This is a genomic window from Bradyrhizobium sp. Bra78 (genome assembly GCF_024519855.1).
GTDB classification, from domain to species: Bacteria; Pseudomonadota; Alphaproteobacteria; order Rhizobiales; family Xanthobacteraceae; genus Bradyrhizobium; species Bradyrhizobium japonicum_G.
In genome coordinates this window covers 235,738-260,289 of sequence record NZ_JALJRE010000008.1, presented here as the reverse complement: position 1 = coordinate 260,289, position 24,552 = coordinate 235,738, and the positions used below count along the sequence as shown (strand labels likewise).

The following is a 24,552-nucleotide window of genomic DNA, read 5'->3' as shown; positions in this document are numbered from 1 at the left end:
CGCCCGGCTTTCGCCCAATAACTTCAAACGAAAGACTTCCAGGGGAAGCCCACATGCCGAAAATCGACCTTGCTGCCGTACCCGCCCGCAAGGGCTCCGGCTATCCCGCGCCCTTCGATGCACCTTGCGCCGATCGGGTCCGGCAGCGGCTTGGCAATGCCGGAGGCTTGTCCGATTTCGGCGTCAATTTGATGCGCCTGCCGCCGGGCAACTGGTCGAGCCAGCGGCACTGGCATTCGCATGAGGTCGAGTTCGTCTATGTTCTCGAGGGCGAAGTGACGCTGATCGAGGACGAATGCGAGACGGTGCTCCGCGCCGGCGACTGCGCCGCCTTCGCGAAGGGCAGCGGCAACGGCCACCACATGATCAACCGCTCGCATGCGGTTGCCCTCTATCTCGAGGTCGGCTCGCGCTCGGCCGACGATCTCACCACCTGCTCCGACATCGACATGAAGAGCGCCAATTCCGACGGCCGGTTCGTGCACAAGGACGGCACGCCCTACCCGGACGCGTGAGCCGCCGTGGTGAGGTTTCACGTGGCAGGGTTTCACGTGGCAGTGCTTCATATCGCTGCGTTACGCCGCCACTTGCCGACCGTGAGCCAGATCGCCGAGACCCCGAAGTAGAGCGCACCGACGCCGGCATATCCCGCAACATTCGCGATCGACGCAACCGTGGGCAGCGTGGCCTGAAAGATGAAGAAGCCGCCTGCCAGCGCTGATTGGCCACCGCTGAGCACCATGGCCCATTGCGCGCCAAAACTCCTCCAGCGGCGGATGGCCGTCGCCAACTGGAGCAGTCCGGACAGGATCGCCCATGCCCCGAAGATTCCGAGCACCCAGTTCATGCCCGCCTGCAATGCGATGACGACTGCGATGGTCGTCGCCAGACTCGCTAGAACGTTCAGGACCTGCGTACGGTTCTGATTGAAGCCGCCGCTGCGCAAGGCATCCGCGAAATTGGCCGCGGCGTCCCATGCCGGATAGAGGACGAGCAAGGCGCCGGCGATCACCGGAGAAACGGCTCCGCCGGCAAGCGCGGCAGCGACCCAGGCGACGGAGAACGCCGCCCGGATAAAGTAGTATTGCTTCAGCCATCGCTCGCGATCGGCACGAACCAGATCCAACTGATAGTGCACCACTGCATTCTCTCCTTTACCTACTAGTTGGTAGTTTTTGCGCGCAGCCGTCTTCGTCCCCGGGCTTGCCCGCGCGCTCATGTTATCGTTTCGCCGATGTCTCTCAGTGCCTGGCGGACAGCCGATCCAGCAGCGGCCCGGTGATCACACCGAACATTTTTTGATCGCCATAGGCACGCGCCGACAGCATTGCGCCGTGAACGGTCGCCATGAATCCCTCTGCCTCGACCCGGGCCGTGCCGGAGAGCTGAAGCCGCCCCTTCCGCTTGCCGCGCTCCATCACCAAATTCAGCCACGAGGCGAGCGCGCGAAAATGAGCCCGAACTTCAAGCGCCACTTCCTCGGGCAGGATCGGAAGCTCGCTGGCCAGCAGCGCGCATACGCAGAACGGAGCCGTCGCGTCCGTGATGCACGCCTCCCAATACCCGACATAGTTTTTGAGCTGCTCGCGCGGATCAGGGATATTGCGCTCGAGCGTGGACAGCCCCGCCTGCGCTTCCTCGCGGTAGCGCGACACGAGGGTGCGGACCAGGTCGACCTTGCTGGCGAAATGGTGATGGATGCTCGGTTTGCGGATGCCGACCACTTCAGCCACGTCGGCGTAGCTGAAGCCGTTGTAGCCGCCCGCGATGATCAGTGTGCGCGCGCAGGCCAGAATATCGTCGGCGGTCGAGGTGGCGTTGCTCATGTCGGATTGACTACCTTCCAGTTGGTAGAGCGTCAAGAATGGGATGCTTCAACCATCCGTGAGTGGTAGGAGCCTCTCATGACCATTCGCCCGATCGTGCGCTATCCCGACCGCCGGCTCGCGATGCCGGCCCGCCCCGTCACCGCATTCGACGATGCCTTGCGCGAGCTTGCAAACGACCTGATCGAGACGATGCGCGCCGCACCCGGCATCGGCATCACGGCGCCGCATGTCGGTGTGCCCCTGCGCGTCGTCGTGCTCGAGCTCGACGACAAGGAGGGTGCGCAGACCTACGTCAATCCGGAGATCGCGTGGGCCTCGCCCGAGTTGATCATGCACCGCGAAGGCAGCGTCTCGATGCCCGGCGTCAACGACGAGGTGCAGCGCCACGCGCGGGTGCGGATCAGCTATCGGGATCTCGACGGCAAGGTGCAAAGCGAGGAGTCGGACGGCCTGCGCGCGGTCTGCCACCAGCACGAGATCGACCAGCTCGACGGGATGTTCTGGATCCAGCGGTTGTCGCGGCTGAGGCGGGAGCGGCTGGTGAAGCGGTTCGAGAAGATGTCGCGGGGGAGCTAGATTCCATTCAATCTACGGAGAACCAAAAACTATCGAGGATCACTGCGCAGGTCGGCTCACTGGAGACGAAAGGGTTTGGTCGATTACGCTGGCGGCTAATCCAGCCCGCTATCCAGAACCGGAATTTTGCGCGACACTGCTCAGATATTTCCCCGGCGGTTTCCCGAGCGCCTTCTTGAACATGGTGATGAAGGCTGCGACTGAGTCGTAGCCGAGGTCGGCCGACACCTGCTGCACGCTCGCGCCGGACGTCAGCTCCCGCAAGGCGACGATCAGGTGCAATTGCTGGCGCCAGCGCCCGAAGCTCAGCCCCGTCTCCTTGACGATCAGGCGCGCGAGGCTGCTCTCGCTGAGCGCGACGCGCCTGGCCCATTGTGCCAGGGTGCTGCGGTCGGAGGGATTTTTCGCCAGCGCCGCAGCAATCCGCTTCAGCCGCGGCTCGGGCGAGAGCGGCAGATGCAGCTGCTGAACGGGCATGCGGGGAAGCTCGCGCAAAAGGACCTTCGCCAGCAAGTCCACCCCCGCCTCGTCGCCGGCGACCTGATCGGACAATTCGATGATCACTTCACGCAGCAGCGGCGAGATCGACAGCGTGCTGCATCGATCCGGCAGCTCGACGACGTCGGGCTCGATGTAGACGAAGAACAGCCGCGCATTGGCGGTGGCGAGGTTGCTGTGCTGCATGCCGCCCGGCACCCACACCGCGCAATGAGGCGGTACCATCCACAGGCCGGTGGGAACGCGACATGTGACGCCGCCGCCCAGCGCAAAGATCAGCTGTCCCTTACGGTGCCGATGATCGGGCACCTCCGCCTTGGTCCCGATGACATCGACACGCACGGCGATGACCGGTGCGGAGCGATCGTCCACATCGAGATTCAACCACGGAAAGCGAAGGGGCTGTCTCATGCTTGCCGGTTTTTAGTCATTGATTGCCTGAATATCTAAATCCAGCGCGCGCGAAAGTCGATAGCTTGCCGCCCTGGATCTGCCCGGCCGCGGCCAGGCGCTCACGCGATCAAGGGACATGACCATGCATGGCTTCAGCACCGCAACAACCGCCGAGCTTGGACGCGATATCCGCACGCAAGCAGGTCTCGTACGCGGCCTTCGACGCGACGCAAGCGGCGTGCTGGCGTTCAAGGGCATCCCATACGCAGCGCCCCCTGTCGGGCTTCTGCGTTGGTGCGCCCCGCAGCCGCCCACGCCATGGGACGGCGTGCGCGATGCGCTTGTCTTTGGCGCGGGCTGTCTTTCATCGCTAGAGAACGATCATCGGCCGGGGCCGCGCGATGAGGATTGCCTCTATCTCAACGTCTGGACCGCAGCGAGCCACGCGGACGAGAAGCGGCCCGTGATGGTGTGGATTCACGGCGGCGGCTTTCAGTTCGGCTCCTCGGCCAACCCCGCGACCGACGGCGGTGCGTTGGCCGCCAAGGGGGCCGTCGTCGTCAGCTTCAATTATCGCCTCGGCGTCTTCGGCTTTCTCGCCCATCCCGATCTCGATGCGGAAGCGCCGTCAGGCAATTACGGCCTGCAGGATCAACTTGCGGCGCTGCGCTGGGTCAAGGCCAACATCGCCGGCTTTGGCGGCAATCCCGACAATGTCACCCTGTTCGGCGAATCCGCCGGCGCCATGGCCGTCGGCATCCTGATGGCCTCGCCGCTGGCGCATGGACTGTTTCACAAGGCGATTGGTCAGAGCGGCGCGTTCTGGGACGGCAAGCGCGGGCCGCTCCAAAGCTTTGAAGAAGCCCGCACGCGTGGTCTCGCTTTCGCCCGGCAACGGGGCCAGGCGTCGATCGCAGCCTTGCGCGCCATGCCGGCCGACCGGTTGAATGCAGCCGCAACCTGGAGTTTTGCGACCAGCCCGGTCGTGACCGCGTTCTCTCCGAGCATCGATCATCATGTGGTGCCGGATGTGCCCGCGCGAAGATTTCTGCGCGGCGAGCAGATGCACATCCCCTTGCTGGCGGGCTGGAACACCGCCGAGGAATTCCCGTTCGCTGCACAATCGCTCCCCGATCAATCGGCGCGCGCTTTTCTCGCCGCCGCCGAGGCGATGTTCGGCCGCGAACGCATGGCCGACTTCCTGAAGGCCTACCCCGCCGCGACCGACACGGAGGCCAAGGCATCCGCAGCCGCGCTCACGGGCGACACCGTGATCGGCGAACAGTGCTGGCAGTGGCTACGGCTGCATCGGCGCGGGAAGCGCGCGCCGGTCTACGGCTATGTGTTCGGCTACACGTCGCGCTACACGCCGATCGCCTCGCACGTCACCGAAATTCCGTTCGTGTTCGGCACGCTGACGCCGCAACAGGTGATCGGCAGCTCGGCGCCGCCGGCCGAAGAGGACCGCGCGATGGCGCGAACGATGATGGACTATTGGCTGAATTTCGCGGCGCACGGCGATCCCAACGGGCCCGGCCTGCCGGCCTGGCCCGCCTATGACGAGACAGATGTGGTGCAGATCCTCGGCACGACGATCGAAGCCGGCCCCAATCCGCAAGCCGCCCGCTTCGGCTTCCTCGACAGTTTCAGGCAGGACGGAGTCCTGCCGACGCGCTGGCGCGAGATGGCGTAGACGGGCCACGATCATAATTCGCAGGGCGGGCTAACAAAGCGTAACCCGCCATCAATCAGCGTGCTGCGATGAGAGAGACGGTGGGGGTTCGGCTCAGCCGCCCGCCATCAGCTCTTTCGCCAGCGCCATGTAGGCCGGCAGCGTCACGGGATCGTTGGCGGCGTTGCCCGCTGCGGGGTGCGACGCGTAGCGCGCGATCACCATCTCGGCCCTGGGATCGATGTAGATGCCCTGGCCGTGGACGCCGCGCGCCATATAGGCGCCGTGCGCATTGTGCGTGACCCACCATTGATTGCGGTAGGAGGCCCCAGGCAGCGTGGTGTAGCCGGCCGGCTTGAATTTTTCGGGATCGCCGCCCCGCGCGATGTCCTCGACCACGGTTGACGGCACGATTTGGCGGCCGTTGAAGCGGCCGTGATTGCGCATGGTCTCGCCGAAGCGGGCGAGATCGCGCAAGGTGGTGGACAGGCCGCCACCGCCGCTCTCGGTGCCGATGCGATCGACGTGATAATGCGCGTCCTCTTCCGCACCCATGGGAGTCCAGATGCGCTCGGAGAGCAGGTCGGACAGCGTCATGCCGCTGGCGCGCCTGATGATCCAGGCCAGCACGTCGGAATTGACGGTCTTGTAGGCAAACGCCTTGCCGTGCTCACCCTGCTTCTTCTGCGCGACTAGGAAATCGAAAATATTGGTGGGACCGTCATAGCCGGGCTCGATCGGCGCCATGCCGTTGGCGCGCCGCAATCCCCACACGGCGGAATTCCTGTCGGTGTAGATTTCGGTGTAGGCGAGGCCCGTGGTCATATCCATGGCCTCGTGCACGCGCGCATCGCCAAAGGCGCTGGCCTTCAGCTCCGGCACGTAGTCCGTGACCGGCGCCTGCGGGTCGATCCTGCCTTCCGCGATCAAGATGCCGGCGAGCGTGCCGGTGAACGATTTCGTCACCGACATCGCGATATGCGGCTTGTGCGGCTTCAGCGCGCCGAAATAACGCTCGTAGATCAGCTTGCCCCGGTGCAGCACGGCGATGCCGTCGGTGTATGTCTCCTCCAGCATTTTCGCGAACGTCATGGGCCGGCCGTCCATCGTGGTCGAGGCGACCGCGCCGATGTCGTGATCCTCGCGCGGCAGCGGCGACGCCGGCCCCGCCCCGCGCCAGACGTTCACGGTGGGCACCAGCTGGCGGATGTTGCTCCAGGCCCAGCGCAATTCGGGGAAGCTGCGGAACGAGCCGTTCTGGAAGGTGATGGTGCGGTCCGGCGCGGGCGGGGAGCCCTTCATCCAGCCGAGGGTTTCGGGATCGGTTTCGGTGGCGGAAGGATGGTCGGGCATGGACGCGGCGGACATGAACACTGGCTCCGGAGAGAACGATGCCGGTGTCGTATCATGGGCTCGCGCAGCGTACATCTCGCGATTGCGCCGGGGTGCTGCGCGACAATCAGCACGGCGGCCGGAACACAACAACGAAATCCGTCGATAGAGCCGACGGCGCACCTACGATGTCATGATCGCAGGTGCGCCGCCGCCCGTGATGCCGATGGTCGTCAGGTCAGCGCCTTAGCCCTTTCGCCCGGTGCGCTTCTTTGCCTTCGCCGCACGCTTGCGCCCCGGCGCCGCTGCGCGCGCGGATCCGCTTTCCCTGCGCCCACCGGTGTCGGCGGTCAACTCGGGACGCAATCTGGCGAGCTTGGCGCGGTCCGGCAGCATGTCCGCGAAGCCGTCGAGCACACGCGGCGCGGCCGCACCGTCGCCGCCGACAGCCATCGCCCGGGCGCCTGCCGGCGCCGCGGTCCGGCTGAGAGCCTGCAACCGCCGGCACGCCTCGCCGAGGTGATAGGCCTCGCCGCCGAGCGCCACCCATGTGCCGACCTCGGGATGCAGCACGAGATTGGCCGAATGGTTGTCGGTATCGCTGGTCGGATAATCGACGAACACGTCGACCCCCGATTGCACGCCGACCATCACGCCCTGCGCCGACCACGACACGGCGACGTCGACGCGGTAGCGGCCCGGCTTCTCGAAGGCAAAGCCCGCCGTGCTCCAGAACACCTTCGCCGAGGCCGTGATGCTCTTGCCGGGCTCGAGCTCGCTCAGCTTCGCGTGCTCGCACAGGATCACAAAGGGCCTGACCGGACGCTCGCGCCCCTCGGCATCGGTGACGGTGATCGATGCGAACAAGGCCTCGATGCTGACGTCGTTCGGCGCGCGCAGCGACACGCCGCTCGTGTTCGTCATCGTCCACGACAGATCCAGCGGCTGGCCGAGCGCCACACGGCTTGTCGTAGCCGTCACCGTCAGCGCCAGTTCGGAGGAGTCGAAATCGTGCCGGTCGGCGGCTTGCGGCGCACCGGTCGGGAACCAGCTTGCGAACGGCCATCCACCGGGACGAATGACCGGGTCCGGCATGTGGTTGAGGTGATGACGGACGTTGGTGTTGTGTGCGAGCTTGATCTGATCGGGGAACACGCCGGGTGCACCGGTCGCGGGACCGCCGAGCACGTCCGCGACGCTCGGCGTCGTGGTCATGATCGAGTTGTCGGCCGCCGTCTCCTGCTCCTGATGGATCTGGTTCAGGGTGTGCGTCAGCTCGTGTGTCGCGCTGCGCAGGAACGCACGCGGCACGTCGCGCTGCTTCTTGTTGGCGGCGAGGCCGAAGTTCGAGGAATCCCCGACGGGATAGCCGTCGTCGGAGAAGCTGGCGCAGCCTTCGCGGGGAACGCCGATCTGGTCGTACATGATGCCGCGCGAGCACCCGAGCTTCGCGGGCACGACAATCATGTGCACGCGCCATTCGGTGTCGAGATTCGTCGCGGGATTGCGCACATTGGTCATCAGCGCGTGCAAATCGGCCGAGCTCCAGCAATTGGTCGGCGTCACGCCTGATGGCACGGGGACGTTGAGCTGGTCCTGCACGACCGAGAGCTGCCAGCCGGTCTTGGCGAAGACCGTGTCGAAGAACTCCGTGCCGCCGGCGCCATCGGGCACCGGCGCGGGCCGCACGGCCCCCACCAGCGTGTCGATTTCAAGCGTGCAGCGCCGGAAGAATTTCGACACCCAGGCAAGCGTGATGCTGCCCTTGTCCACGCCGCCTTCGAACAGCCGTCCCTGGTAGAACGGCCCGCCGGTCAGGGAGAACGGAAACGGCGCCGGCACCTTTGAAAGCTTCATCGTCACGGTGCGCGACGGCGTCGCCGGGAACGTGCCCTTGAACTGGCCGACCGGCGGCTGCGTGTAGTTGAACTGCTCGGCTGTGATTGTCAGCTCGCACTTCTTTGGGAACGGCACCGCGACCGGCGCGGACACACTGGTCACCCTGAGATAGGAGTGATAGCGCGCGCGAGGGAAGATGGGGATCCTCGGCCTGAGGATCGGTGACGGAATGATGGGGTTGTCGAGCGCGCTGAGCGAACCGGCGAGGCTCGTCAAGCCCGAGTCCGCCCCCTCCTCTTCGTCCGTGCCGGCACCCACGACAGGCAGCACCGGCCCCGGGATCGGACCGATCACCGGCCGCTTCGAATAGAGATCGCCGCTGACGATCAGATGGTCGGCGCCGCCGTCGGGCGCGGAGCGATCGACGCGCAGCGTGCCTTCGAAGGTCACGAAGCCCGCGGTCGGCCTGAAGTTGATCTGGTAGCAGCCTTCGCGGAAGTCGAGCCTGCAGAGCCTGAAGGGCGGAAACGGCTGCAGATCGGTTGTGGCCGGCTGGTCGCCGGACTCGTCATCGCCGAAGCTGATCTGGCGCGATAGGGGTACCTGCGGCTTCATCGCCGGCTCGACCGATGCCGGGGTCATGTTTGAAAGGCTTCCACTCGATTCATGTTCTGAGCAATTGCACATGTCGTCTTCTCCCTCGTTGAAACGTAGGCGATCGACGTGAGCGGGCTCGTTCGCGGGTACACCCGCGTTATTTCGGTCAGCCAGGGCGCGCGCAAATCCTACGCGCGCCGATAAATCACATGGCAGCTCTCTGAATCCGTAAACTCAAATCGGTCGGGGTGCAGTGAAATCCGATAGGTCACAAGTTCGTCGGTCGCCGTCCCCACGACGAGCGTTTCGGAGTCTTCCAGGCGGTAGATTCCCGCGTCCCACCACACCATGCCCTGCCCTTCCCCGCGGGTGCCGCGGTAGGTGCCGGTCGAGAACGTGAGAGTGGCGGGATATTTGTCCGCACACGCAGCCGCCGTGGCCTTGGTCCACGTACCAACCATGCTCTGTCCGTGCTTGTCAGCCATAGTGTCTCCATAGCTTTTCATCGACCGAGCGGTGATCCGCCGGCTGAAAGCTATCTCAACATGCCGTTCTGGCGTGTGCAGCTCATTTCAAGCTGATGTGGTGGCGGGTCTATCAATCAACCCAATTCACCACGTTCAATCACAGCAGGTACTTTATCGCAGGATTTATGCGAGCGTGCGTGTGAAGGGGTTCACATGGAGGTGCGACAATTGAGCACCGGCGCGAAAGCTCGACATGGCGTGCGGCGTCGAAGCCGTTCAGTCCGCATCTTTGCTTTCATCAAGGCGTTGAGCGGTCCGGTAGCGGCCGGGCGACAGGCCGTGATGTCGATGAAAGATTTTTGAAAACGCCGCCGCTGTCTCGTAACCAACCCGGCTCGCAATCCGTGCGATGGGCTCGTCGCTGGTTTCGAGCAGGAACACCGCTTCCGCCATCCGGCGTTCGATCACATAGCGATGCATGGACTGGCCGACGAGCCTGGTGAAGCGCGCTGAAAATACCGAGCGGCCGAGCCCCACGCGGTGGCCGAGGTCGCTCAGCGTCCAGGGCCGCTCCGGGTTTTCGTGGATCAACTTGAGCGCCGGTCCGATATGCGGGTCGGATATGGCCCCGAGCCAGCCGCCCTGCCCGGGACTGAGGGACGCGATCCAGCTTCGGAGTGCCTCGACAAAGAGCACTTCCGTCAGTCGTGAAAGCGCGACGCGTTGGCCGGGACGCTCGAGCGCGGACTCGCTGACCATGCGGCGCAGGATGGCTTCGAGCCAGCCACCGTCCGCCGTCGGCTTCAGCAGCAGCACGGGCGGAAGCAGTTCCAGCACGCTGCCAAGCAGCGGCCGTGACACGGTGAAATTGCCGCAAATCATCGTCGCGAGCGGCTTTGCACGGCTGCCGTGACGAACGACGCCAAGACGCGGCGACGATCGATCGATATCCACAATCCGCAAAGGCTTGGCCCGGCGATCCGAATAAAACTTGTGGGGCTCGCCGCGTGTGATGACGACAAAATCGCCCTCGGTCATCTGGATTTCTTGTCCCTGTTCGAGCGCGAGGGTCGCCGAACCTCTGCTGAGATAGTGAAACAGCGCGTAGGGGCGCGCCGGCAGCTCCAGATTCCAGGGATGGCCGAGCTCGAAGTGGAAGAGCAACGTTCCACCGAGACGAACGCGATCGAGCACCTGGGCGAGGATATCCATGCCGGAGAAGCTAATCCGATGGACGATCGGACACAACATCCGGACGATTGATCTCTATCGTCCGAAATACCCGCGCACCAGGTCATGTCGCGGCGGGCCGACGTCACGTGCGGCAACCATGTCGCCAACGGCGGATGGAAAAAACCGCAACCTTGCTGGAAACGCCTGTCCATTCCCCCGGACTTTATTCCGTCCGACATGCCAACAGGAACAATCAATGCGAAATTTCCTATTCTCAGCCGCCACCGCACTCCTGGCCGGATCGCCATTGGTCGGCTCCGCCCATTCCGCCGAACTGCCCAGGGGTGCAGCCCACAACATCGTGCTCGTGCACGGCGCTTTCGTGGACCAGACGAGCTGGCAGCCCGTTGCCGACATTCTCACGAAGAAGGGCTATCACGTCACGCTCGTGGAAAATCCGCTCACCTCGCTCGCCGCTGATGTCGATGCCACCAAACAGGCGCTCGCGAAGCAGGACGGCAAGACAGTTCTGGTCGGCCATTCATGGGGCGGCGTTGTGATCACGCAAGCCGGCAACGATCCCAAGGTTTCGGCGCTGGTCTATGTCTCCGCGTTTGCGCCCGAGGTCGGTGAATCCCTGGCGTCGCTGGCCAAAGCCGGCCCGCCGACCGAAGGCGGCAGCGCGATCCATCCCGACGCGAAGGGCAATCTGTACATCGACCCCAAGGTGTTTCCGTCGGCCGTCGCGGCTGACCTACCTCCGGAGATCGCCGCGCACCTCGCCAACTCGCAGCTTCCGTTGAACCACGTTGCGTTCGAAGCTCCCGTCGACATTGCGGCCTGGCACGACAAGCCGACGTTCTATGTCATCAGCACGAAGGACAAGGTGCTCGCGCCCGAGGCCCAGAAGTCGTTCGCAGCCAGGATCAAGGCCCAGACGACGGAAGTCGCCGGCAGCCATGCCTCGCTCGTCGTCCATGCGAAGCAAGTCGCTGAAGTCATCGAGAAGGCAACGCTCGCGAAGTGACAACCTTGCTCCCGGCATTTAAGTGTCGGGAGCAGTCTACGTTTGCTCAGAGAAGGATTGGAGGGTTGCTTCCGGGATTGCCCGGGAGGCCCCGCTAACACCGGCAGCACTGCCGCGCGTCAGTCGCGCGATATCGACAGGCCCGCGAGAAGCGGCGCGTACGCGGCGAGCCTGCGGGATACGAACTCCGTGAAGAGCCGCACGCGCTTCGTCTTGCGTGTCTCCCCCTGTGTGAGAAGCCAGAGCGTTCCGTACATGTGCAGATCGGTGCCCGGCACCCTCACCAGCAGCGGGTCGGCATCGCCGACGAAGCAAGGCAGTGTCGTGATCCCGATTCCTTGCCTGACGGCAACGATCTGCGCCTCGGCGTCCGTGATCCTGAACGGAACGCCGGTGGTGCGAACCTCACCCTCGCTGGCCCAATCCGGAATTCCATGAATGCTGATGACGATCCACCTGACAGGATCAGGCGCGCCGGCGCGCCACGCGGCCAGTCGATCCCTGGACATGTAGATGCCGCCGAACACCTCCGGTCCCTTCAGGCCGTGAAGATTGAGCGGCAGGGTCTTGCGGTCGTAGACGACGCGGATCGCGACGTCGGCCTCCCGGTTGGTCAGATTCGCCAGCTCGCCGGACGACAGGATCTCCATCTCGATGTCCGGATGCAGACGCGCGAAATCGGCGAGATCAGGCATGAGCAGGTGTGTCGCAAGCGGCGGCGCCAGCGTCACCCGCAGGAGCCCGCGGACGCCCTGGTCGCGCCCGAAGACGCGCGTCTCCAGCAGGTGCGACGACGCCTCCATCTGGTCCGCGAACTCGAGGACCTCCTCGCCCGCAGCCGTCAGGCGGTAGCCCGAAGGCAGCTTTTCGAACATGTGGACCCCGAGGCGTTCCTCGAGCTGCGCGATGCGTCGCAGCACGGTCGCGTGGTTCACACCGAGGCGCTCGGCGGCAGCCCGCACCGAGCCTCCGCGCGCGACGGCAAGAAAGTAGCGAACGTCATCCCAGTCGATCATGGTGCAATCCCGCACCGCGCGGTGCGCCTTCCAGAGCCGTGTCCAACCCATCGAACAGCATCTCGTATGTGGGTGGCGCGGGGCGATTATCATAGCCCAGACCGGCAACACGGCCCAATTCCGAACGGCAGACACCGATCCTCGCGGTTGGAGTCAGTCGTCCAACCGGATCGATTTCGCACCACCGATGTGCGCGCTTCCGCACTCACCACCTGACGCCGGCAGACCCATCTCGGGGTTCTCGGGGACAGATGCTGTCCCGACACCACGAACGGAGAAGTTATGGGAAAGCTTGAGGGTAAGGTTGCCGTCGTCACGGGCGGATCGAGCGGCATGGCGCTGGCGAGCGCCAGGCGGTTCGTCGAAGAAGGCGCGTATGTCTTCATCACGGGCCGGAAGCAGGAAGCGCTCGACGCTGCCGTCAAACTGATCGGCCGGAACGTGACCGGCGTGCGCGGCGACGCGGCCAATCTCGACGACCTCGACCGCCTGTTCGACACGGTCACGCGGGACAAGGGCAGGATCGACGTCCTGTACGCGAGCGCCGGCATCGGCGAAGCTGTCCCGCTGGGCGAGATTACCGAGCAGCATTTCGATGCGACCTTCGGCCTGAATACGCGCGGCACGCTGTTCACGGTTCAGAAGGCGCTGCCGCTGTTTCGCGATGGCGGATCCATCTTCATGACCGGGTCCGTTGCGTCGGTGAAGGGCTTTCCCGGTTACGGCGTCTATGCGGCGAGCAAGGCGGCGTTGCGCTCATTCGCACGCACCTGGCTCAACGAATTGAAGGGCCGGAATATCCGGGTGAACGTGCTGAGCCCGGGGCCGATCGCCACACCGATGCAGGACCAGGTTCTCACCGAGGAAGCAAAGCGGATGTTCGAATCCTTGATCCCGCGGGGGACGATGGGTCGTCCCGAGGAAATTGCGGCGGTCGCGGTGTTTCTTGCCTCGGACGATTCCAGCTTCGTGAACGGGGTGGAACTGTCTGTCGACGGCGGCTTCTCGGCGATCTGAAGGCCCACAACGTTCCTACCGACAGGGACACGACGCACGCGATCGGATCCAGCGCGATCCGATCGGAGCGAAATGGAGAAACGACTGTGAGCACCGAGACGAACGTTCAGACCGTGAAGGACTTCTTCGCCGCGATCGGCCGCGGCGACAGGAAAGCTCTGCTGGCGCTGGTCGCCGAGGACATCGAGTGGATCATTCCGGGCGAAAACTGGCCGCTGGCCGGCACGCACCGCGGGCACGACGGGCTCGCCGATTTGCTCGAGACGGCATCCAAAACGATGGAAACCTCCACGGAGCCCCGCGAGTTCATAGCGCAGGGAGACCGGGTCCTGGTCGCAGGTTTCGCGACGGGAAAGATCAAAGCCACGAACAAGCCGTTCAGGGGCGACTGGGTTTTCGCCATGACCGTTCGAAGCGGCAAAGTGACTGACATCAGGGAGTACGTCGACACGCAGGCCCTGGCGCGGGCCGCGCGCCCGTCGAATGCCCAACCCTGAAGGAGAACACGATGTACGACCAATCCAAGCTATCCGAGTTGATCCGGTTCGCACGAATAGATGCGGGCTCCACCGTCATCGACGTTTACCCGGGCGACGGCGACTGGACCCGTCTCTTCTCCGAAATCGTCGGACCCGGCGGACGGGTCTACAGCTTCGTGCCGGCCGAAGTCGCCCACTTCAAGACCGATCCGGTCGGCCGCATGCGGACACTTGCGAAGGAACCGGGCCGAGAGAATGTCGAAGCCGTCTCGGCGGACCTCGTGGCGATGCCGCAGGCCACGCAGCCTGCGGACGTGCTGTGGCTGCACCTGTTCTACCACGATCTCCACACCGCGCTGATCCAAGCCAAAGGCGCGACGGCGGCCCAGTTCAATCGAGCTGTCTACGAGCGGCTGAAGCCCGGCGGGCGCTACGTCATCGTAGACCACGCCGCCGCCGTCGGGACGGGCACGAGCGAGGCCCCGTCGCTGCACCGGATTGAGCCTGCATCCGTTCGCGAGGAGGTGGAGGCGGCCGGCTTCGTCCTGGACGCAGAAAGTACCCTGCTTGCGAACAAGGACGATGCACACGCGATCAAGGTGTTCGATCCCTCGATCAAGGGCAAGACCGATCGCTTCGCCTATCGGTTCGTGAAGCCCTGACGGGTCGTAGCCGACGTCATCTCGACCTCCGCAGCGGGTTGCCTCGATGTCTTCGCTGGACTTGTTCGCATCCGCTGCGGGTCGATTACAGTTCTTGAGCTCTCGGTGCAGCCGGATTACTTTTTAGTCGCGCCCTCAGATGGCTGCTCTGCCGACCCGCCGATTTTCTTCGAGACCACGTAGACGTCGACGCCGCTCATCGAGCATTCCTCGCTTGATGCCCGGCTGTTCGTGATGACCTCGATCTTCGTGCCATCCTTGGTGTGAAACGTGATGTCGTAGACCTGCTGGTAGAGGTCTTTGCCGATCTTTTCGGATGCGAAACGAACGGCCCTGGTCTGCGCCTCGATCACTGATGGGATATCAATCAACCCGGCGTTCTTGAGGTGCGTGAGGGCCATGTTCGTGGGCCAACTCGCGCAGTCCGGAGACTTCGCCAGAGCCACCGCAGCCGGCATAGCAAATATTGCGGCCATCACCACTTTCAACGCGGCGCGCATCAATGCACCACCGCGATGGTGTGGTCGCCACTTTCCCGGATCTTCCCCGTTCAAGATCGCACTCCATTGGCTGTCGTGGCGTCCCATGATCACTCTCGATATCTGTACGGGGTATTGCACTTCAAGTTGGAATCCGCCCAGCAGCCTTGCTTACATGTTCATTGCTTAAAGCAATGCTCGCGATGCCACTTTAGAAAATGCGGATGAGGTCGGTCCGATGGCCTCTCGGGCTCAAGGGCACGACCGGTCCTGTTGATGACCGATCGAACGCCGTCCACGTCGTTTGTCTGGCGCGAGATCAGTATTTCCAGATCATCAGCCAAGCTGATCAGACCGCGATCGAACATCCAATGAGCGGTACCGGATAAAGCAATCCCATTGCTCACGATATCCGGCCCATTTGCCTCCACAGGCCGAATGTGCGCCGCCGCGACTTCTGCGCGCCCCATTCCATTAATGAGCTTCAGCCCGGTAATGGCGCAGCGCTCATCGTAGGCACGCAGTACAATCCGGCGAAAGACGCGGTCACGCAGAACTCTCGATACAGTTAGGCTGACGCGATCTCGCTGTTGCTCAAATATGAACGGGGCCTGCTGCTTTTCGTCAAATTGAGACAACTGAACATCGGTATCAACGCGGGGCAGCAGCGGTGCGCCTTCCGCAAAACCGAGCTCGAATATTCTGTTGAAATCCTCCGGCGAGATTGGTCGGACTGCCGACTGAGCACGCCCCGAAATTCGCCCCTGCTCATTCAGGACGCCGCGTTCGACAGGACCAGCTGGCCCGTTGAAGGAAACCGGATTGGCAAAATCGAGGTAACTTCCGGGTTCGATCAGAGCGAGGTACATCCCCGGAGTGCCTGGATCGGGAATGACTTGCTGAACCCGAGCAATCGCAAAGTAGCCGCGCGTTTCGGCGACTTTGCTCGGCTCATAATAGATGATCCAATCGCCGATGCATGCTTCGACGCGACGAAAATACTGACTGGGAAACTGATACCGTTCAGCCGGGCTGTCATCGTAGATCGAGTCCGATCGATGGATGAAAACCCCAAATCCCATGATCTATGCCGCGCATCCTCTCCGGGAAGTGGCGCCCCACTTCAGTGATGTTGAACCACAGGAGCGCCCCCTACTCCCACTCAATCGTCCCAGGCGGCTTGCTCGTCACGTCGTACACCACCCGGTTCACGCCCTTCACCTCGTTGATGATGCGCGTGGCGGTCTCGCCGAGGAATTTCATGTCGAACTGGTAGAAGTCCGCGGTCATGCCATCCGTTGATGTGACGGCGCGCAGGCCGACCACAAAATCATACGTGCGGCCGTCGCCCATGACGCCCACCGTCTTGACCGGGAGCAGCACGGCGAAGGCCTGCCAGATGTCGTCGTAGAGGCCGTGCTTGCGGATCTGGTCGATGTAGACGGCATCGGCCTTGCGCAGGATGTCGAGCTTGTCCCTGGTGATCTCGCCGGGGCAGCGGATGGCGAGGCCCGGGCCCGGGAACGGGTGGCGGCCGACGAAGATTTCGGGCAGGCCGAGCTCGCGGCCTAGCTTGCGCACCTCGTCCTTGAACAGCTCGCGCAGGGGCTCGACGAGCTTCATGTTCATGCGCTCGGGCAGACCGCCGACATTGTGGTGCGACTTGATCGTCACCGAGGGGCCGCCGGTGAAGGAGACGCTCTCGATCACGTCGGGATAAAGCGTGCCCTGCGCCAGGAAGTCGGCGCCGCCGATCTTCTTGGCCTCGTCCTCGAACACCTCGATGAAGAGACGGCCGATGGTCTTGCGCTTGGTTTCGGGATCCGTGACGCCTTCGAGCTCGCCGAGGAATTGCTTCGAGGCATCCACGTGCACGAGCGGGATGTTGTAGTGGTGGCGGAACAAATCGACCACGGTCTTGGCTTCGTCGAGGCGCAGCATGCCGTGATCGACGAACACGCAGGTGAGCTGGTCGCCGATGGCTTCGTGGATCAGCACGGCCGCCACCGCTGAATCGACGCCGCCGGAGAGGCCGCAGAGCACCTTGCCCTTGCCGACCTGGGCGCGGATCTTGGCGATCTCCTCCTCGCGGAAGGCGCGCATGGTCCAGTCGCCGGAGAGGCCGGCGATCTTGCGCACGAAATTGCGGATCAGCTTTGCGCCGTCGGGCGTGTGCACCACTTCGGGGTGGAACATCAGGCCGTAATATTTGCGCGTCTCGTCCTGGATGATCGCGAACGGCGCGTTCGGCGAGGTGCCGGCCACCGAGAATCCCGGCGGCATTTTCGTGATGCGGTCGCCATGGCTCATCCAGACCTGGTTCTTGCCGCCGGGCGACCAGACGTCCTCGAACAGCTTGCTCGGCGCCTTGACCTCGACGTCGGCGCGGCCGAATTCGCGGTGATGGCCGCCCTCGACGGTACCGCCGAGCTGCTCCGCCATGGTCATCTGGCCGTAGCAGATGCCGAGCACGGGCACGCCGGAGGCGAAGATCAGCTGCGGGGCGCGCGGCGAGCCGGCCTCGTGCACCGACTCCGGCCCGCCGGAGAGAATCACCGCTTTCGGCTTCATCTCCTTGAAGGCCTCTTCGGCCTTGTTGAACGGGACGATCTCGCAATAGACGCCGTCCTCGCGCACGCGACGCGCGATCAGCTGCGTCACCTGGCTGCCGAAGTCGACGATGAGAATCTTGTCATGCGCCGAGGCCACGGAGGGCGTCGACGCGGAACGGTCGGTCTGTGCTGCTGTCATGGCAAGCAGATACGCGACGGCGCGACGACCCGCAACCGCGCAGGTTTGCGCGCCCACATCCTTCTTTGGGCATGGACAAACCGATATAGGTAAGTATTATTGACCTAATGTGCCTCGCTGCTCAAACAGGGCCCGATCAGGGAGAACGCTTGTGTCACAGCACCATCCGCCATCATCGCTTGCCGCGCTCGGCCGAACCTGGGTCGAGGCCTGGAATACTGGCGATCTCGAGCGCGTGCTCACGCTCTACGACGAGGCCGCAATGATGACCTCGGACCGCATCCCCGCGATGGGGTTCGATGCCAGCGGCACCGTGCGCGGCAAGGACGCGTTGCGGGCGTATTGGGGCAAGGCGCTCGCCCTGCTGCCGAACCTGCACTTCTCGCTGATCGATGTCTTCGTCAGCCCTGACAGCGTCGTGGTGTTCTACGAGAACGAGCGCGGCAAGCGGATCTGCGAATATCTGCGGGTGAATGATGCGGGGTTGATCGTGCAGGGATCGGCCAACCATTTGCCGCACTAAAGCGCGATGAGATTGGGATGAATCGTCATCGCGCTTTAGGTTCTTGTTTGAGCATGATCGTTTCGGAAAACCGCTTCGTACTTTTCCGGATCATGCTTTAGCCCATCCGCGTCATTGCGAGCGCAGCCAAGCAATCCAGAAGGCCGCTGCGAATGCATTTCTGGATTGCTTGGCTGCGCTCGCAATGACGGAGACTGCGGCGCGCGCGTGCGCTAACACTCCGCCCGCCGGCACCAAGACAGGACACAGCATGAAACTCCCCGCCTCCCCCTTCACCGTCACCGACTGGAGCAAGGTTGCGCCGACCACGCATGCCGGCGAGACCGGGCAAGCCCAGTGGCGTACGCTCAACATCGGCGATCTCCGGGTGCGGATGGTCGAGTATTCGCCGGGCTATCTCGCCGACCATTGGTGCGATCGCGGCCACGTGCTCTACGTTCTGCAAGGCGAGCTCGACAGCGAGCTGCGCGACGGGCGCAAGTTCAAGCTCACGGCGGGGATGAGCTACCAGGTCTCGGATTTCGGCGACGCCGCGCATCGGTCCTCCACAGCGACGGGAGCGACGCTTTTCATCGTCGACTGAGGTGCCCCGAACGGTTAATTTGCACCGCAAAATAGCAAACCGAATGGATATCCCGAGCCGCGGGTGGTGCCTTGAAGTGGCCCCAAAATCTCGCTATATTGTGATCATCGATACTTGGCCGAACGACTGGGCCGCTTCGCTTCGTTGCTGACGGGCGCGCACGCTTCAGATGATTTCTCCAACATCGACTGATCAGGACTATGGGCGCAATAGTGCGTACCGGTCTGCGTGTTAACTTCTTAAGCAAAGGAAATTCCCATGGCTATGGGCACCGTGAAGTGGTTCAACAATCAAAAGGGCTTCGGTTTCATTCAGCCGGATGACGGCGACAAGGACGTGTTCGTGCACATCAGCGCCGTCGAGCGCGCCGGCCTCTCGACCCTCAACGAGGGCCAGAAGGTCTCGTTTGACATCGTCGCCGATCGTCGCAGCGGCAAGTCCTCCGCCGACAATCTCCGCGTCGGCTAATCGCCACGCAAGAGCGCTCTGACCACGGACGTACCGGCAGAGCGTAGAGTTAGAAAGCCCCGCGACCGGGTTCCGGTTCGCGGGGTTTTTGTTTTGGGGGGGCGAACGAAGCCGCGTTACGCCTTCTTCAACACCGAGACGAAGAAGCCATCGGTTCCGGTGCGCCGCGGCGTCATCAGCCACCCCTCCGGCGATTGCAGCGCCGCTTGGGCGAAGTCGTCCGCCTTGTCCCAGAGCACGCTCGCGGTCTGCTCGGGCGGCACCACCGCGAACTCGGGATGACGGCCCATGAACGCCCTCACCTGCTCACCGTTCTCTTCCGACAGCACCGAACAGGTGATGTAGGCGATGCGGCCGCCGGCCTTGACCAGCGGAACCGCGCGATCGAGCACCGCGGTCTGGTCGCGCAGGCGAATCTCCAGCGCGCCCGGCCGCATGCGCCATTTGGCGTCGGGGTTGCGGCGCCAGGTTCCGGTGCCCGTGCAGGGCGCGTCGATCACGACGAGATCGGCGGTGGCGCTGATGTCGGCCAGCGGATCGGCCTCGCCCTTGGGCGTGCGCACGTCGGCATTGTGGACGCCGGCGCGCGACAGGCGTTCATGAATGGGCGCAAGTTGCCGCTTGTCGCTGTCGGTCGCGATCAGCCGGCCCTTGCCCTGCATCATGGCGGCGAGCGCCAGCGTCTTGCCGCCGGCCCCCGCGCAGAGATCAATCACCTGCTCGCCGGGTTTTGCCGCGGTGAACAGGGCCGCAAGCTGCGATCCTTCATCCTGCACTTCAACGGCACCCTTGATGAAATCCTCCTCGGCCTGGATGCCCGGGTTGCGCGCATCGGCCGAAAGCTCGATGCGCAGGCCCGTTGCGGACCAGGGCGTCGGTTTCGCATGAAGATGAGCAAGCGCGCCCAGCACCTTGTCGCGATTGGATTTTAGCGTGTTGACGCGCAAATCGAGCGGGGCCCGGCTGGCCATCGCGGCGGCCTCCGCCGCGCGGTCCTCGCCGAACACTTTTGCCAGATGCGAATCGAGCCATTCCGGATAGTCGCCGGCGATCGCGGCCGGGGCACCCTCAAGGGAGCGCGAGGCGAGCGCGGCCTGCTCGGCCTCGGTGAGCGGAGCCGGCGCGAAGCGGCTGCCGTCGAACAAGGCGGCCATGGTGGCCGCATCCATGTCGCGCTCGAGCCGGAGCATGCCGATCAGCCGCGCCCGCGCGGTATCGGCATCCATCAGGAAGGCGCTCGAGGCGTAGCGACGCAGCACGTCCCAGACCAGGCCGGCGATGGCGGCGCGGTCGCCGGAGCCGGCAAAGCGGTGCGAGGTGCCCCACTCCTTCAACGCCTTGGCCGCGGGCACGCGGTCTCTCTCGATGGTGTCGATCAGTTCGATGGCGGCGGACAGCCGGGCAGCGGGAGTCATTTGAATCTTTCAGATCAGGATTGGCGCGCAAGCGTCAGATCAGCAACAGCATTCTCAGCGCGAAATAGATCCACATCGCGAGCAGCACGAGCACGCCGGCGAGCCAGATCGCCGAGCGCCGGCCAAGGTCGTTGGAGGAGACGAACACCCCGGCATGGGCGAACCGTGTCACCACGAACACCCAGGACATCAGCACGATGAAGAGATCGGCGTGGCGCAAGGGAAGTGCCAGCGCGATCAGGGCATAGAACAGCATCGGCAACTCGAACTGGTTGCGGTAACAATTGGCGATTTGCGTGGCGCCCTTGGGCCAGTTCGGCTCGCCCAGCGCAATGTCGCGGATCCTGGTCTCGCCGGAGACCAGCGCTTTCCGGCGCCCGAAGACCATGCCGATCAGGAGCGCGAAGGTGAGACCGACCTGCACGAAGACAGGCAGCAGGACCATTTGAGCAGACATCGGAACTTTCCCGTAAGGCGGAACGCCGCGGACCGTCATTAGCCGCGACCGTTGGCGCTGACAATCGACGAGTTGAACCGGCGTTCCCGATCCGGCGACCAAATGGCGATCGTTAAAGCGACTTTTGCCACTTTGGGCGCAAGGCGAGCCATGAACACCCTCTTCAGCCAGATCGCCGGCCTGACCGTCGTTTGGTCCGAATCCGCCAATGGCCAGTTCAGCATCCTGATGTCGGCGCTGTCAGGCATCGCGGCGGCGCTCGCGGTGGCGCTGGCGATGTCGGTGTACTTCCGAATGAGCTACCGGACCTGGCGCGATGTCGTCAGGCATGGCCTCGCGGCGCTGGCCGCAGCTGCCTTGCTGGCCTTTGCCGCCTACGACATGCGTCACGCCGCGATGGCCTATCTCGGCCTCAACCCGTCCAAGCCGGCGGTCGAGTTCGAGATCCGCATGCCCAAGGAGACGCTGACGGCGGCGGCCGACAGCCAGATCGAGCTGCACACCGACCGCAACCAAACGCTGGCGCTGGTCGACGGCGTGCGGGACATCGGCGATGGCCGCTCCGTGCTGCGCGGCGCGGTGGCGCTCAAGCATCGCACCGCAGACCGCGTGCTGGTGGTGAACCTGCCCGGCAAGGGCACCTTCGAATTCCGCCTTCGCCTGCCCGCAGAGCCGCATCGCACCGAGCTGTTCGGACCCTGGCACCTCGCCGACCGCATCTCCTCGCCGCTTACCGGCAACGCGGCGGCACAAGACGCCTACACGATCCGCTACCGCGTGTTTTAAACTTTGTTCGCTGCGATGCATGCCCGCACCGTCATCGTTCCGACGCGCGACCACGGATATGATTCATCCCATGTCCGAATTTCGCCTCACGCAGATTTCCGACACGCATCTTGGCCGGCGCTTTCCCGGCCTGATTGCGAACTTCCACCGCGTCAGCGAGCACATCGACGCTGACAGGCCCGATCTCGTCGTCAACACCGGCGATGTCTCGTTCGACGGGCCGACCAGCCGCGACGACGTCGCATTCGCCAAAGGCCTGCACGACGCCCTGCCCGTCGCCTGCCGCTACCTTCCCGGCAATCACGACATCGGCGACAATCCGACCGCGATCGGCCCGGCACCGAAGCCGCCGGTCGAAGAAGCACACCGCCGGCAATTCTGCGACATCATCGGCGAGGACCATTGGTCGTTCGAGGCCGCGGGCTGGCGCTTCATCGGCCTCAACACGCTGGTGATGAATTCAGGGCTCGCCTTCGAGGCCGAACAGTTCGACTGGCTCGCTTCCGAAGTTTCACGCGTGAACGGCAGGCCGGTCGCGCTGTTCCTGCACAAGCCGATGTTCCTCAACCTGCCCGACGATGCTGAAACGCCGGAGACCTCGATCCGCTATGTGCCGCAGCCGGCCCGGGCGCGGCTGATCAAGATGTTTGCGCATGTCGACCTGCGCCTGATCGCCAGCGGCCACGTGCACCAGCGCCGCGACTTCACCTATAGGCACACTCGCCACGTCTGGGCGCCGTCGGCCGGCTTCAAGATCAACGACGCGCGGCAGGACCGTATCGCGATCAAGGAAGTCGGGCTCGTGGAATACCGCTTCCAGCCCGACGGTTTCGAGGTTCGCCACGTCAGGGCGCCGGGCCAGGTCGACGTCGATATCGAGGAGTTGTTCGCCCAGATGGGTAGCGAGCACTAACGGCGATCGTCAGGCGACGCTCTTGAGGTCCTGCTGGATCGCAGCCAGCAGGGACTGCAGCGCCGCGCTGTCCACCGGCTTGGCCCCGGCATTGGTAGGCTGGACATTGTCAGGCCGCGCGGCTTTGACCGGACGCCTGGGGAATGGCGGCATGGGTGTGGGCATCGCGGACTGCGCGAACGTGTCGGCGTCCTCGGTGTGAACGAACTTGCCATGGATGACGTCGTCGCGACGGCCCATGACAAACATGGTCGCCCAATATCCGGCAGCCAGCAGGATTACGCAGAAAACAACAATCTCTAACATCATCGCACCTGAAATATGCGCAATGATTCAATGCCTTCGTGGGTCCGTCAATGAACCGACGGTCACACCTGCGGCTTTTACGGGCGGGTGTGGCCGATCGGTCACTCTTTATTAACCATATCCGGACCCCGAGGGAGCCGGAGCGGCGGATCAAGCCTTATCCGGCCCGACCCGCACCAGCTGCTTGCCGAAATTGGCGCCCTTCAGGAGCCCCATGAAGGCACCGGGCGCGCTCTCCAGGCCCTCGGTGACGAACTCCTTGTACTTGACCTTGCCGTCGCGAACCCAGCCGGACATGTCGCGCAGGAAGTCACCATGGCGGGAGGCGAAGTCGGAGACGATGAAGCCGCGGAAGGTCAGCCGCTTGGTCAGCGTCGCGCGCATCATCGAGGCCGCCCATTTCGGCGGCTTGGCCTCGGTGTCGTTGTAATGGGCGATCAGCCCGCAAACCGGCACGCGCGCGAACGGATTGAGCAGCGGGAAGACCGCCTCGAACACGGCGCCGCCGACATTCTCGAAGTAGACGTCGATGCCTTTCGGGCAGGCCTCCTTCAGCTTCGCGGCCAGATCGGGATCGCGGTGATCGATACAGACATCGAAGCCGAGCTCCTTCACGACGTAATCGCATTTGTCCTTGCCGCCGGCGATTCCCACCGCGCGCGCGCCCTTGATCTTCGCGATCTGGCCGACGGCCGAGCCGACCGCACCTGAGGCGCCGGCAACGACGACAGTCTCGCCTTCCTGCGGCTTGCCGATGTCGAGCAGGCCTGTATACGCGGTCATGCCGGGCATCCCGAGCACGCCGACAGCCGTCGAGATCGGCGCCAGCTTCGGGTCGATCTTGTTCAGTCCCTTGCCGTCGGAGATCGCGTGCGTCTGCCAGCCCGTGCGCGACAGCACGATGTCGCCCTTGGCGAAGTTCGGATTGTTGGAGGCTGCGACCTCGCAGACCGTACCGGCTTCCATCACGCCGCCGACGGGCACCGGCGCTGCATAGGATGGACCGTCGCTCATGCGCCCGCGCATGTAGGGATCGAGCGACAGCCAGATCGTGCGCAGCAGGACTTCACCTGCCGCAGGCGTCGGCACAGCGAATTCCTCGATGCGGAAATCGGACGGCTTTGGCTCACCGACGGGACGCGCGGCGAGAACGATGCGTTTGCCTTGGGACATGATGACTTCCTCCTGATTATGCTTCGGCGCGAACGGAAGCGGAGGGAGGCAGCTGCGTCAATACAAAACCAGTGGAGCGCGTTGTCGCCAGCCGTGCGTTCCTCCGGACGCGCCGCAGCGC

Annotated in this window: 27 protein-coding genes; 12 read left to right on the top strand and 15 right to left on the bottom strand. The window is 64.0% G+C overall.

Annotated elements, in window-relative coordinates:
- Window positions 1-53: 53 nt before the first annotated feature.
- Window positions 54-515 (top strand): cupin domain-containing protein, encoded by a 462-nt coding sequence (locus OC450_RS19820; protein ID WP_262048502.1) that lies wholly within the window; start codon window positions 54-56, stop codon window positions 513-515.
- 47 nt (window positions 516-562) lie between these two features.
- Here the strand turns inward: OC450_RS19820 and OC450_RS19815 are convergent, their stop codons facing one another.
- Both OC450_RS19815 and OC450_RS19810 read right to left on the bottom strand, forming a co-directional pair.
- Window positions 563-1,141 carry a DUF308 domain-containing protein gene (locus OC450_RS19815; protein ID WP_262048527.1) on the bottom strand — a complete coding sequence of 193 codons (579 nt, stop codon included), beginning with the start codon at window positions 1,139-1,141 and terminating at the stop codon, window positions 563-565.
- Window positions 1,142-1,241: 100 nt separating this feature from the next.
- On the bottom strand, window positions 1,242-1,826 hold the full coding sequence (locus tag OC450_RS19810; RefSeq protein ID WP_262048526.1) for a TetR/AcrR family transcriptional regulator: 585 nt from the start codon (window positions 1,824-1,826) through the stop codon (window positions 1,242-1,244).
- A gap of 78 nt (window positions 1,827-1,904) precedes the next feature.
- Between OC450_RS19810 and OC450_RS19805 the strand changes: the two genes are divergently transcribed.
- On the top strand, window positions 1,905-2,405 hold the full coding sequence (locus tag OC450_RS19805; protein WP_256806734.1) for a peptide deformylase: 501 nt from the start codon (window positions 1,905-1,907) through the stop codon (window positions 2,403-2,405).
- Window positions 2,406-2,513: 108 nt separating this feature from the next.
- Here OC450_RS19805 and OC450_RS19800 read toward each other — a convergent pair whose 3' ends face one another.
- A complete protein-coding gene (locus OC450_RS19800; protein ID WP_211383498.1) occupies window positions 2,514-3,314 on the bottom strand; it encodes an AraC family transcriptional regulator in 801 nt (266 codons plus the stop codon).
- Window positions 3,315-3,438: 124 nt separating this feature from the next.
- On the opposite strand from OC450_RS19800, the gene OC450_RS19795 reads away from it, so the two are divergent.
- Window positions 3,439-4,989: a carboxylesterase/lipase family protein gene (locus OC450_RS19795; RefSeq protein WP_262048501.1), complete on the top strand. Its 1,551-nt coding sequence runs from the start codon at window positions 3,439-3,441 to the stop codon at window positions 4,987-4,989.
- 93 nt (window positions 4,990-5,082) lie between these two features.
- Here the strand turns inward: OC450_RS19795 and OC450_RS19790 are convergent, their stop codons facing one another.
- From OC450_RS19790 to OC450_RS19775, 4 genes are all read right to left on the bottom strand, one after another.
- Window positions 5,083-6,336, bottom strand: coding sequence for a serine hydrolase domain-containing protein (locus OC450_RS19790; protein WP_211383496.1), 1,254 nt, complete (start codon window positions 6,334-6,336; stop codon window positions 5,083-5,085).
- Window positions 6,337-6,546: 210 nt separating this feature from the next.
- Window positions 6,547-8,781 carry a hypothetical protein gene (locus OC450_RS19785; RefSeq protein WP_262048500.1) on the bottom strand — a complete coding sequence of 745 codons (2,235 nt, stop codon included), beginning with the start codon at window positions 8,779-8,781 and terminating at the stop codon, window positions 6,547-6,549.
- Between the two features lie 143 nt (window positions 8,782-8,924).
- Window positions 8,925-9,221, bottom strand: coding sequence for a hypothetical protein (locus OC450_RS19780; protein WP_211383494.1), 297 nt, complete (start codon window positions 9,219-9,221; stop codon window positions 8,925-8,927).
- Between the two features lie 258 nt (window positions 9,222-9,479).
- Window positions 9,480-10,454 carry a cupin domain-containing protein gene (locus OC450_RS19775; RefSeq protein ID WP_410050518.1) on the bottom strand — a complete coding sequence of 325 codons (975 nt, stop codon included), beginning with the start codon at window positions 10,452-10,454 and terminating at the stop codon, window positions 9,480-9,482.
- A 178-nt stretch (window positions 10,455-10,632) separates the two neighbouring features.
- Between OC450_RS19775 and OC450_RS19770 the strand changes: the two genes are divergently transcribed.
- Entirely contained in the window at window positions 10,633-11,403 is a 771-nt protein-coding gene (locus OC450_RS19770) for an alpha/beta fold hydrolase (protein ID WP_211383492.1), read from the top strand.
- Window positions 11,404-11,522: 119 nt separating this feature from the next.
- Here OC450_RS19770 and OC450_RS19765 read toward each other — a convergent pair whose 3' ends face one another.
- Window positions 11,523-12,419, bottom strand: a complete 897-nt coding sequence (locus OC450_RS19765; RefSeq protein WP_211383491.1) for a LysR family transcriptional regulator — start codon at window positions 12,417-12,419, stop codon at window positions 11,523-11,525.
- 282 nt (window positions 12,420-12,701) lie between these two features.
- On the opposite strand from OC450_RS19765, the gene OC450_RS19760 reads away from it, so the two are divergent.
- The 3 genes from OC450_RS19760 to OC450_RS19750 all read left to right on the top strand — a co-directional run bounded on the left by OC450_RS19760 (window position 12,702) and on the right by OC450_RS19750 (window position 14,577).
- A complete protein-coding gene (locus OC450_RS19760) occupies window positions 12,702-13,436 on the top strand; it encodes an SDR family NAD(P)-dependent oxidoreductase (protein WP_262048499.1) in 735 nt (244 codons plus the stop codon).
- Between the two features lie 86 nt (window positions 13,437-13,522).
- Window positions 13,523-13,933, top strand: a complete 411-nt coding sequence (locus OC450_RS19755) for a nuclear transport factor 2 family protein (protein WP_262048498.1) — start codon at window positions 13,523-13,525, stop codon at window positions 13,931-13,933.
- An 11-nt stretch (window positions 13,934-13,944) separates the two neighbouring features.
- Window positions 13,945-14,577, top strand: coding sequence for a class I SAM-dependent methyltransferase (locus tag OC450_RS19750; RefSeq protein ID WP_262048497.1), 633 nt, complete (start codon window positions 13,945-13,947; stop codon window positions 14,575-14,577).
- 116 nt (window positions 14,578-14,693) lie between these two features.
- On the opposite strand, the gene OC450_RS19745 is transcribed toward OC450_RS19750, so the two are convergent.
- The 3 genes from OC450_RS19745 to guaA form a co-directional block, all read right to left on the bottom strand.
- Complete coding sequence (locus tag OC450_RS19745) at window positions 14,694-15,164, bottom strand: hypothetical protein (protein WP_249128972.1); 471 nt, start codon at window positions 15,162-15,164, stop codon at window positions 14,694-14,696.
- A 71-nt stretch (window positions 15,165-15,235) separates the two neighbouring features.
- Window positions 15,236-16,138, bottom strand: coding sequence for an HNH endonuclease (locus OC450_RS19740; RefSeq protein ID WP_256806745.1), 903 nt, complete (start codon window positions 16,136-16,138; stop codon window positions 15,236-15,238).
- A gap of 70 nt (window positions 16,139-16,208) precedes the next feature.
- On the bottom strand, window positions 16,209-17,807 hold the full coding sequence (guaA, locus tag OC450_RS19735; protein ID WP_211383486.1) for a glutamine-hydrolyzing GMP synthase: 1,599 nt from the start codon (window positions 17,805-17,807) through the stop codon (window positions 16,209-16,211).
- Between the two features lie 151 nt (window positions 17,808-17,958).
- Here guaA and OC450_RS19730 point away from each other — a divergent pair, with 151 nt between their 5' ends.
- The 3 genes from OC450_RS19730 (at window position 17,959) to OC450_RS19720 (ending at window position 19,381) form a co-directional block, all read left to right on the top strand.
- Window positions 17,959-18,330, top strand: coding sequence for a nuclear transport factor 2 family protein (locus tag OC450_RS19730; RefSeq protein ID WP_211383485.1), 372 nt, complete (start codon window positions 17,959-17,961; stop codon window positions 18,328-18,330).
- 250 nt (window positions 18,331-18,580) lie between these two features.
- Window positions 18,581-18,913, top strand: coding sequence for a DHCW motif cupin fold protein (locus OC450_RS19725; RefSeq protein ID WP_211383484.1), 333 nt, complete (start codon window positions 18,581-18,583; stop codon window positions 18,911-18,913).
- A gap of 258 nt (window positions 18,914-19,171) precedes the next feature.
- Window positions 19,172-19,381, top strand: coding sequence for a cold-shock protein (locus OC450_RS19720; RefSeq protein WP_007592195.1), 210 nt, complete (start codon window positions 19,172-19,174; stop codon window positions 19,379-19,381).
- A gap of 116 nt (window positions 19,382-19,497) precedes the next feature.
- On the opposite strand, the gene OC450_RS19715 is transcribed toward OC450_RS19720, so the two are convergent.
- Together OC450_RS19715 and OC450_RS19710 are read right to left on the bottom strand one after the other, a co-directional pair.
- Entirely contained in the window at window positions 19,498-20,796 is a 1,299-nt protein-coding gene (locus tag OC450_RS19715) for an RsmB/NOP family class I SAM-dependent RNA methyltransferase (protein WP_256806747.1), read from the bottom strand.
- Window positions 20,797-20,830: 34 nt separating this feature from the next.
- Window positions 20,831-21,253, bottom strand: a complete 423-nt coding sequence (locus OC450_RS19710; protein ID WP_256806749.1) for an MAPEG family protein — start codon at window positions 21,251-21,253, stop codon at window positions 20,831-20,833.
- Window positions 21,254-21,403: 150 nt separating this feature from the next.
- Here OC450_RS19710 and OC450_RS19705 point away from each other — a divergent pair, with 150 nt between their 5' ends.
- Both OC450_RS19705 and OC450_RS19700 read left to right on the top strand, forming a co-directional pair.
- Window positions 21,404-22,039 carry an acriflavin resistance protein gene (locus tag OC450_RS19705; protein ID WP_211383481.1) on the top strand — a complete coding sequence of 212 codons (636 nt, stop codon included), beginning with the start codon at window positions 21,404-21,406 and terminating at the stop codon, window positions 22,037-22,039.
- Between the two features lie 70 nt (window positions 22,040-22,109).
- Complete coding sequence (locus OC450_RS19700) at window positions 22,110-22,952, top strand: metallophosphoesterase family protein (protein WP_256806752.1); 843 nt, start codon at window positions 22,110-22,112, stop codon at window positions 22,950-22,952.
- A gap of 9 nt (window positions 22,953-22,961) precedes the next feature.
- Here OC450_RS19700 and OC450_RS19695 read toward each other — a convergent pair whose 3' ends face one another.
- Together OC450_RS19695 and OC450_RS19690 are read right to left on the bottom strand one after the other, a co-directional pair.
- Window positions 22,962-23,258 (bottom strand): hypothetical protein, encoded by a 297-nt coding sequence (locus tag OC450_RS19695; protein WP_211383479.1) that lies wholly within the window; start codon window positions 23,256-23,258, stop codon window positions 22,962-22,964.
- Between the two features lie 150 nt (window positions 23,259-23,408).
- On the bottom strand, window positions 23,409-24,431 hold the full coding sequence (locus OC450_RS19690) for an NADP-dependent oxidoreductase (RefSeq protein WP_262048496.1): 1,023 nt from the start codon (window positions 24,429-24,431) through the stop codon (window positions 23,409-23,411).
- Window positions 24,432-24,552 lie beyond the last annotated feature (121 nt).

What these genes read in the sequence shown, in the direction of transcription:
- OC450_RS19820 (WP_262048502.1), top strand. Translation starts at nt 54, where the DNA reads ATGCCGAAAATCGACCTTGCTGCCGTACCCGCCCGCAAGGGCTCCGGC.
- OC450_RS19810 (WP_262048526.1), bottom strand. Translation starts at nt 1,826, where the DNA reads ATGAGCAACGCCACCTCGACCGCCGACGATATTCTGGCCTGCGCGCGC.
- OC450_RS19805 (WP_256806734.1), top strand. Translation starts at nt 1,905, where the DNA reads ATGACCATTCGCCCGATCGTGCGCTATCCCGACCGCCGGCTCGCGATG.
- OC450_RS19800 (WP_211383498.1), bottom strand. Translation starts at nt 3,314, where the DNA reads ATGAGACAGCCCCTTCGCTTTCCGTGGTTGAATCTCGATGTGGACGAT.
- OC450_RS19795 (WP_262048501.1), top strand. Translation starts at nt 3,439, where the DNA reads ATGCATGGCTTCAGCACCGCAACAACCGCCGAGCTTGGACGCGATATC.
- OC450_RS19790 (WP_211383496.1), bottom strand. Translation starts at nt 6,336, where the DNA reads ATGTCCGCCGCGTCCATGCCCGACCATCCTTCCGCCACCGAAACCGAT.
- OC450_RS19785 (WP_262048500.1), bottom strand. Translation starts at nt 8,781, where the DNA reads ATGACCCCGGCATCGGTCGAGCCGGCGATGAAGCCGCAGGTACCCCTA.
- OC450_RS19780 (WP_211383494.1), bottom strand. Translation starts at nt 9,221, where the DNA reads ATGGCTGACAAGCACGGACAGAGCATGGTTGGTACGTGGACCAAGGCC.
- OC450_RS19775 (WP_410050518.1), bottom strand. Translation starts at nt 10,454, where the DNA reads ATGTTGTGTCCGATCGTCCATCGGATTAGCTTCTCCGGCATGGATATC.
- OC450_RS19770 (WP_211383492.1), top strand. Translation starts at nt 10,633, where the DNA reads ATGCGAAATTTCCTATTCTCAGCCGCCACCGCACTCCTGGCCGGATCG.
- OC450_RS19765 (WP_211383491.1), bottom strand. Translation starts at nt 12,419, where the DNA reads ATGATCGACTGGGATGACGTTCGCTACTTTCTTGCCGTCGCGCGCGGA.
- OC450_RS19760 (WP_262048499.1), top strand. Translation starts at nt 12,702, where the DNA reads ATGGGAAAGCTTGAGGGTAAGGTTGCCGTCGTCACGGGCGGATCGAGC.
- OC450_RS19750 (WP_262048497.1), top strand. Translation starts at nt 13,945, where the DNA reads ATGTACGACCAATCCAAGCTATCCGAGTTGATCCGGTTCGCACGAATA.
- OC450_RS19745 (WP_249128972.1), bottom strand. Translation starts at nt 15,164, where the DNA reads ATGGGACGCCACGACAGCCAATGGAGTGCGATCTTGAACGGGGAAGAT.
- OC450_RS19740 (WP_256806745.1), bottom strand. Translation starts at nt 16,138, where the DNA reads ATGGGATTTGGGGTTTTCATCCATCGATCGGACTCGATCTACGATGAC.
- guaA (WP_211383486.1), bottom strand. Translation starts at nt 17,807, where the DNA reads ATGACAGCAGCACAGACCGACCGTTCCGCGTCGACGCCCTCCGTGGCC.
- OC450_RS19725 (WP_211383484.1), top strand. Translation starts at nt 18,581, where the DNA reads ATGAAACTCCCCGCCTCCCCCTTCACCGTCACCGACTGGAGCAAGGTT.
- OC450_RS19720 (WP_007592195.1), top strand. Translation starts at nt 19,172, where the DNA reads ATGGCTATGGGCACCGTGAAGTGGTTCAACAATCAAAAGGGCTTCGGT.
- OC450_RS19715 (WP_256806747.1), bottom strand. Translation starts at nt 20,796, where the DNA reads ATGACTCCCGCTGCCCGGCTGTCCGCCGCCATCGAACTGATCGACACC.
- OC450_RS19710 (WP_256806749.1), bottom strand. Translation starts at nt 21,253, where the DNA reads ATGTCTGCTCAAATGGTCCTGCTGCCTGTCTTCGTGCAGGTCGGTCTC.
- OC450_RS19705 (WP_211383481.1), top strand. Translation starts at nt 21,404, where the DNA reads ATGAACACCCTCTTCAGCCAGATCGCCGGCCTGACCGTCGTTTGGTCC.
- OC450_RS19700 (WP_256806752.1), top strand. Translation starts at nt 22,110, where the DNA reads ATGTCCGAATTTCGCCTCACGCAGATTTCCGACACGCATCTTGGCCGG.
- OC450_RS19695 (WP_211383479.1), bottom strand. Translation starts at nt 23,258, where the DNA reads ATGTTAGAGATTGTTGTTTTCTGCGTAATCCTGCTGGCTGCCGGATAT.
- OC450_RS19690 (WP_262048496.1), bottom strand. Translation starts at nt 24,431, where the DNA reads ATGTCCCAAGGCAAACGCATCGTTCTCGCCGCGCGTCCCGTCGGTGAG.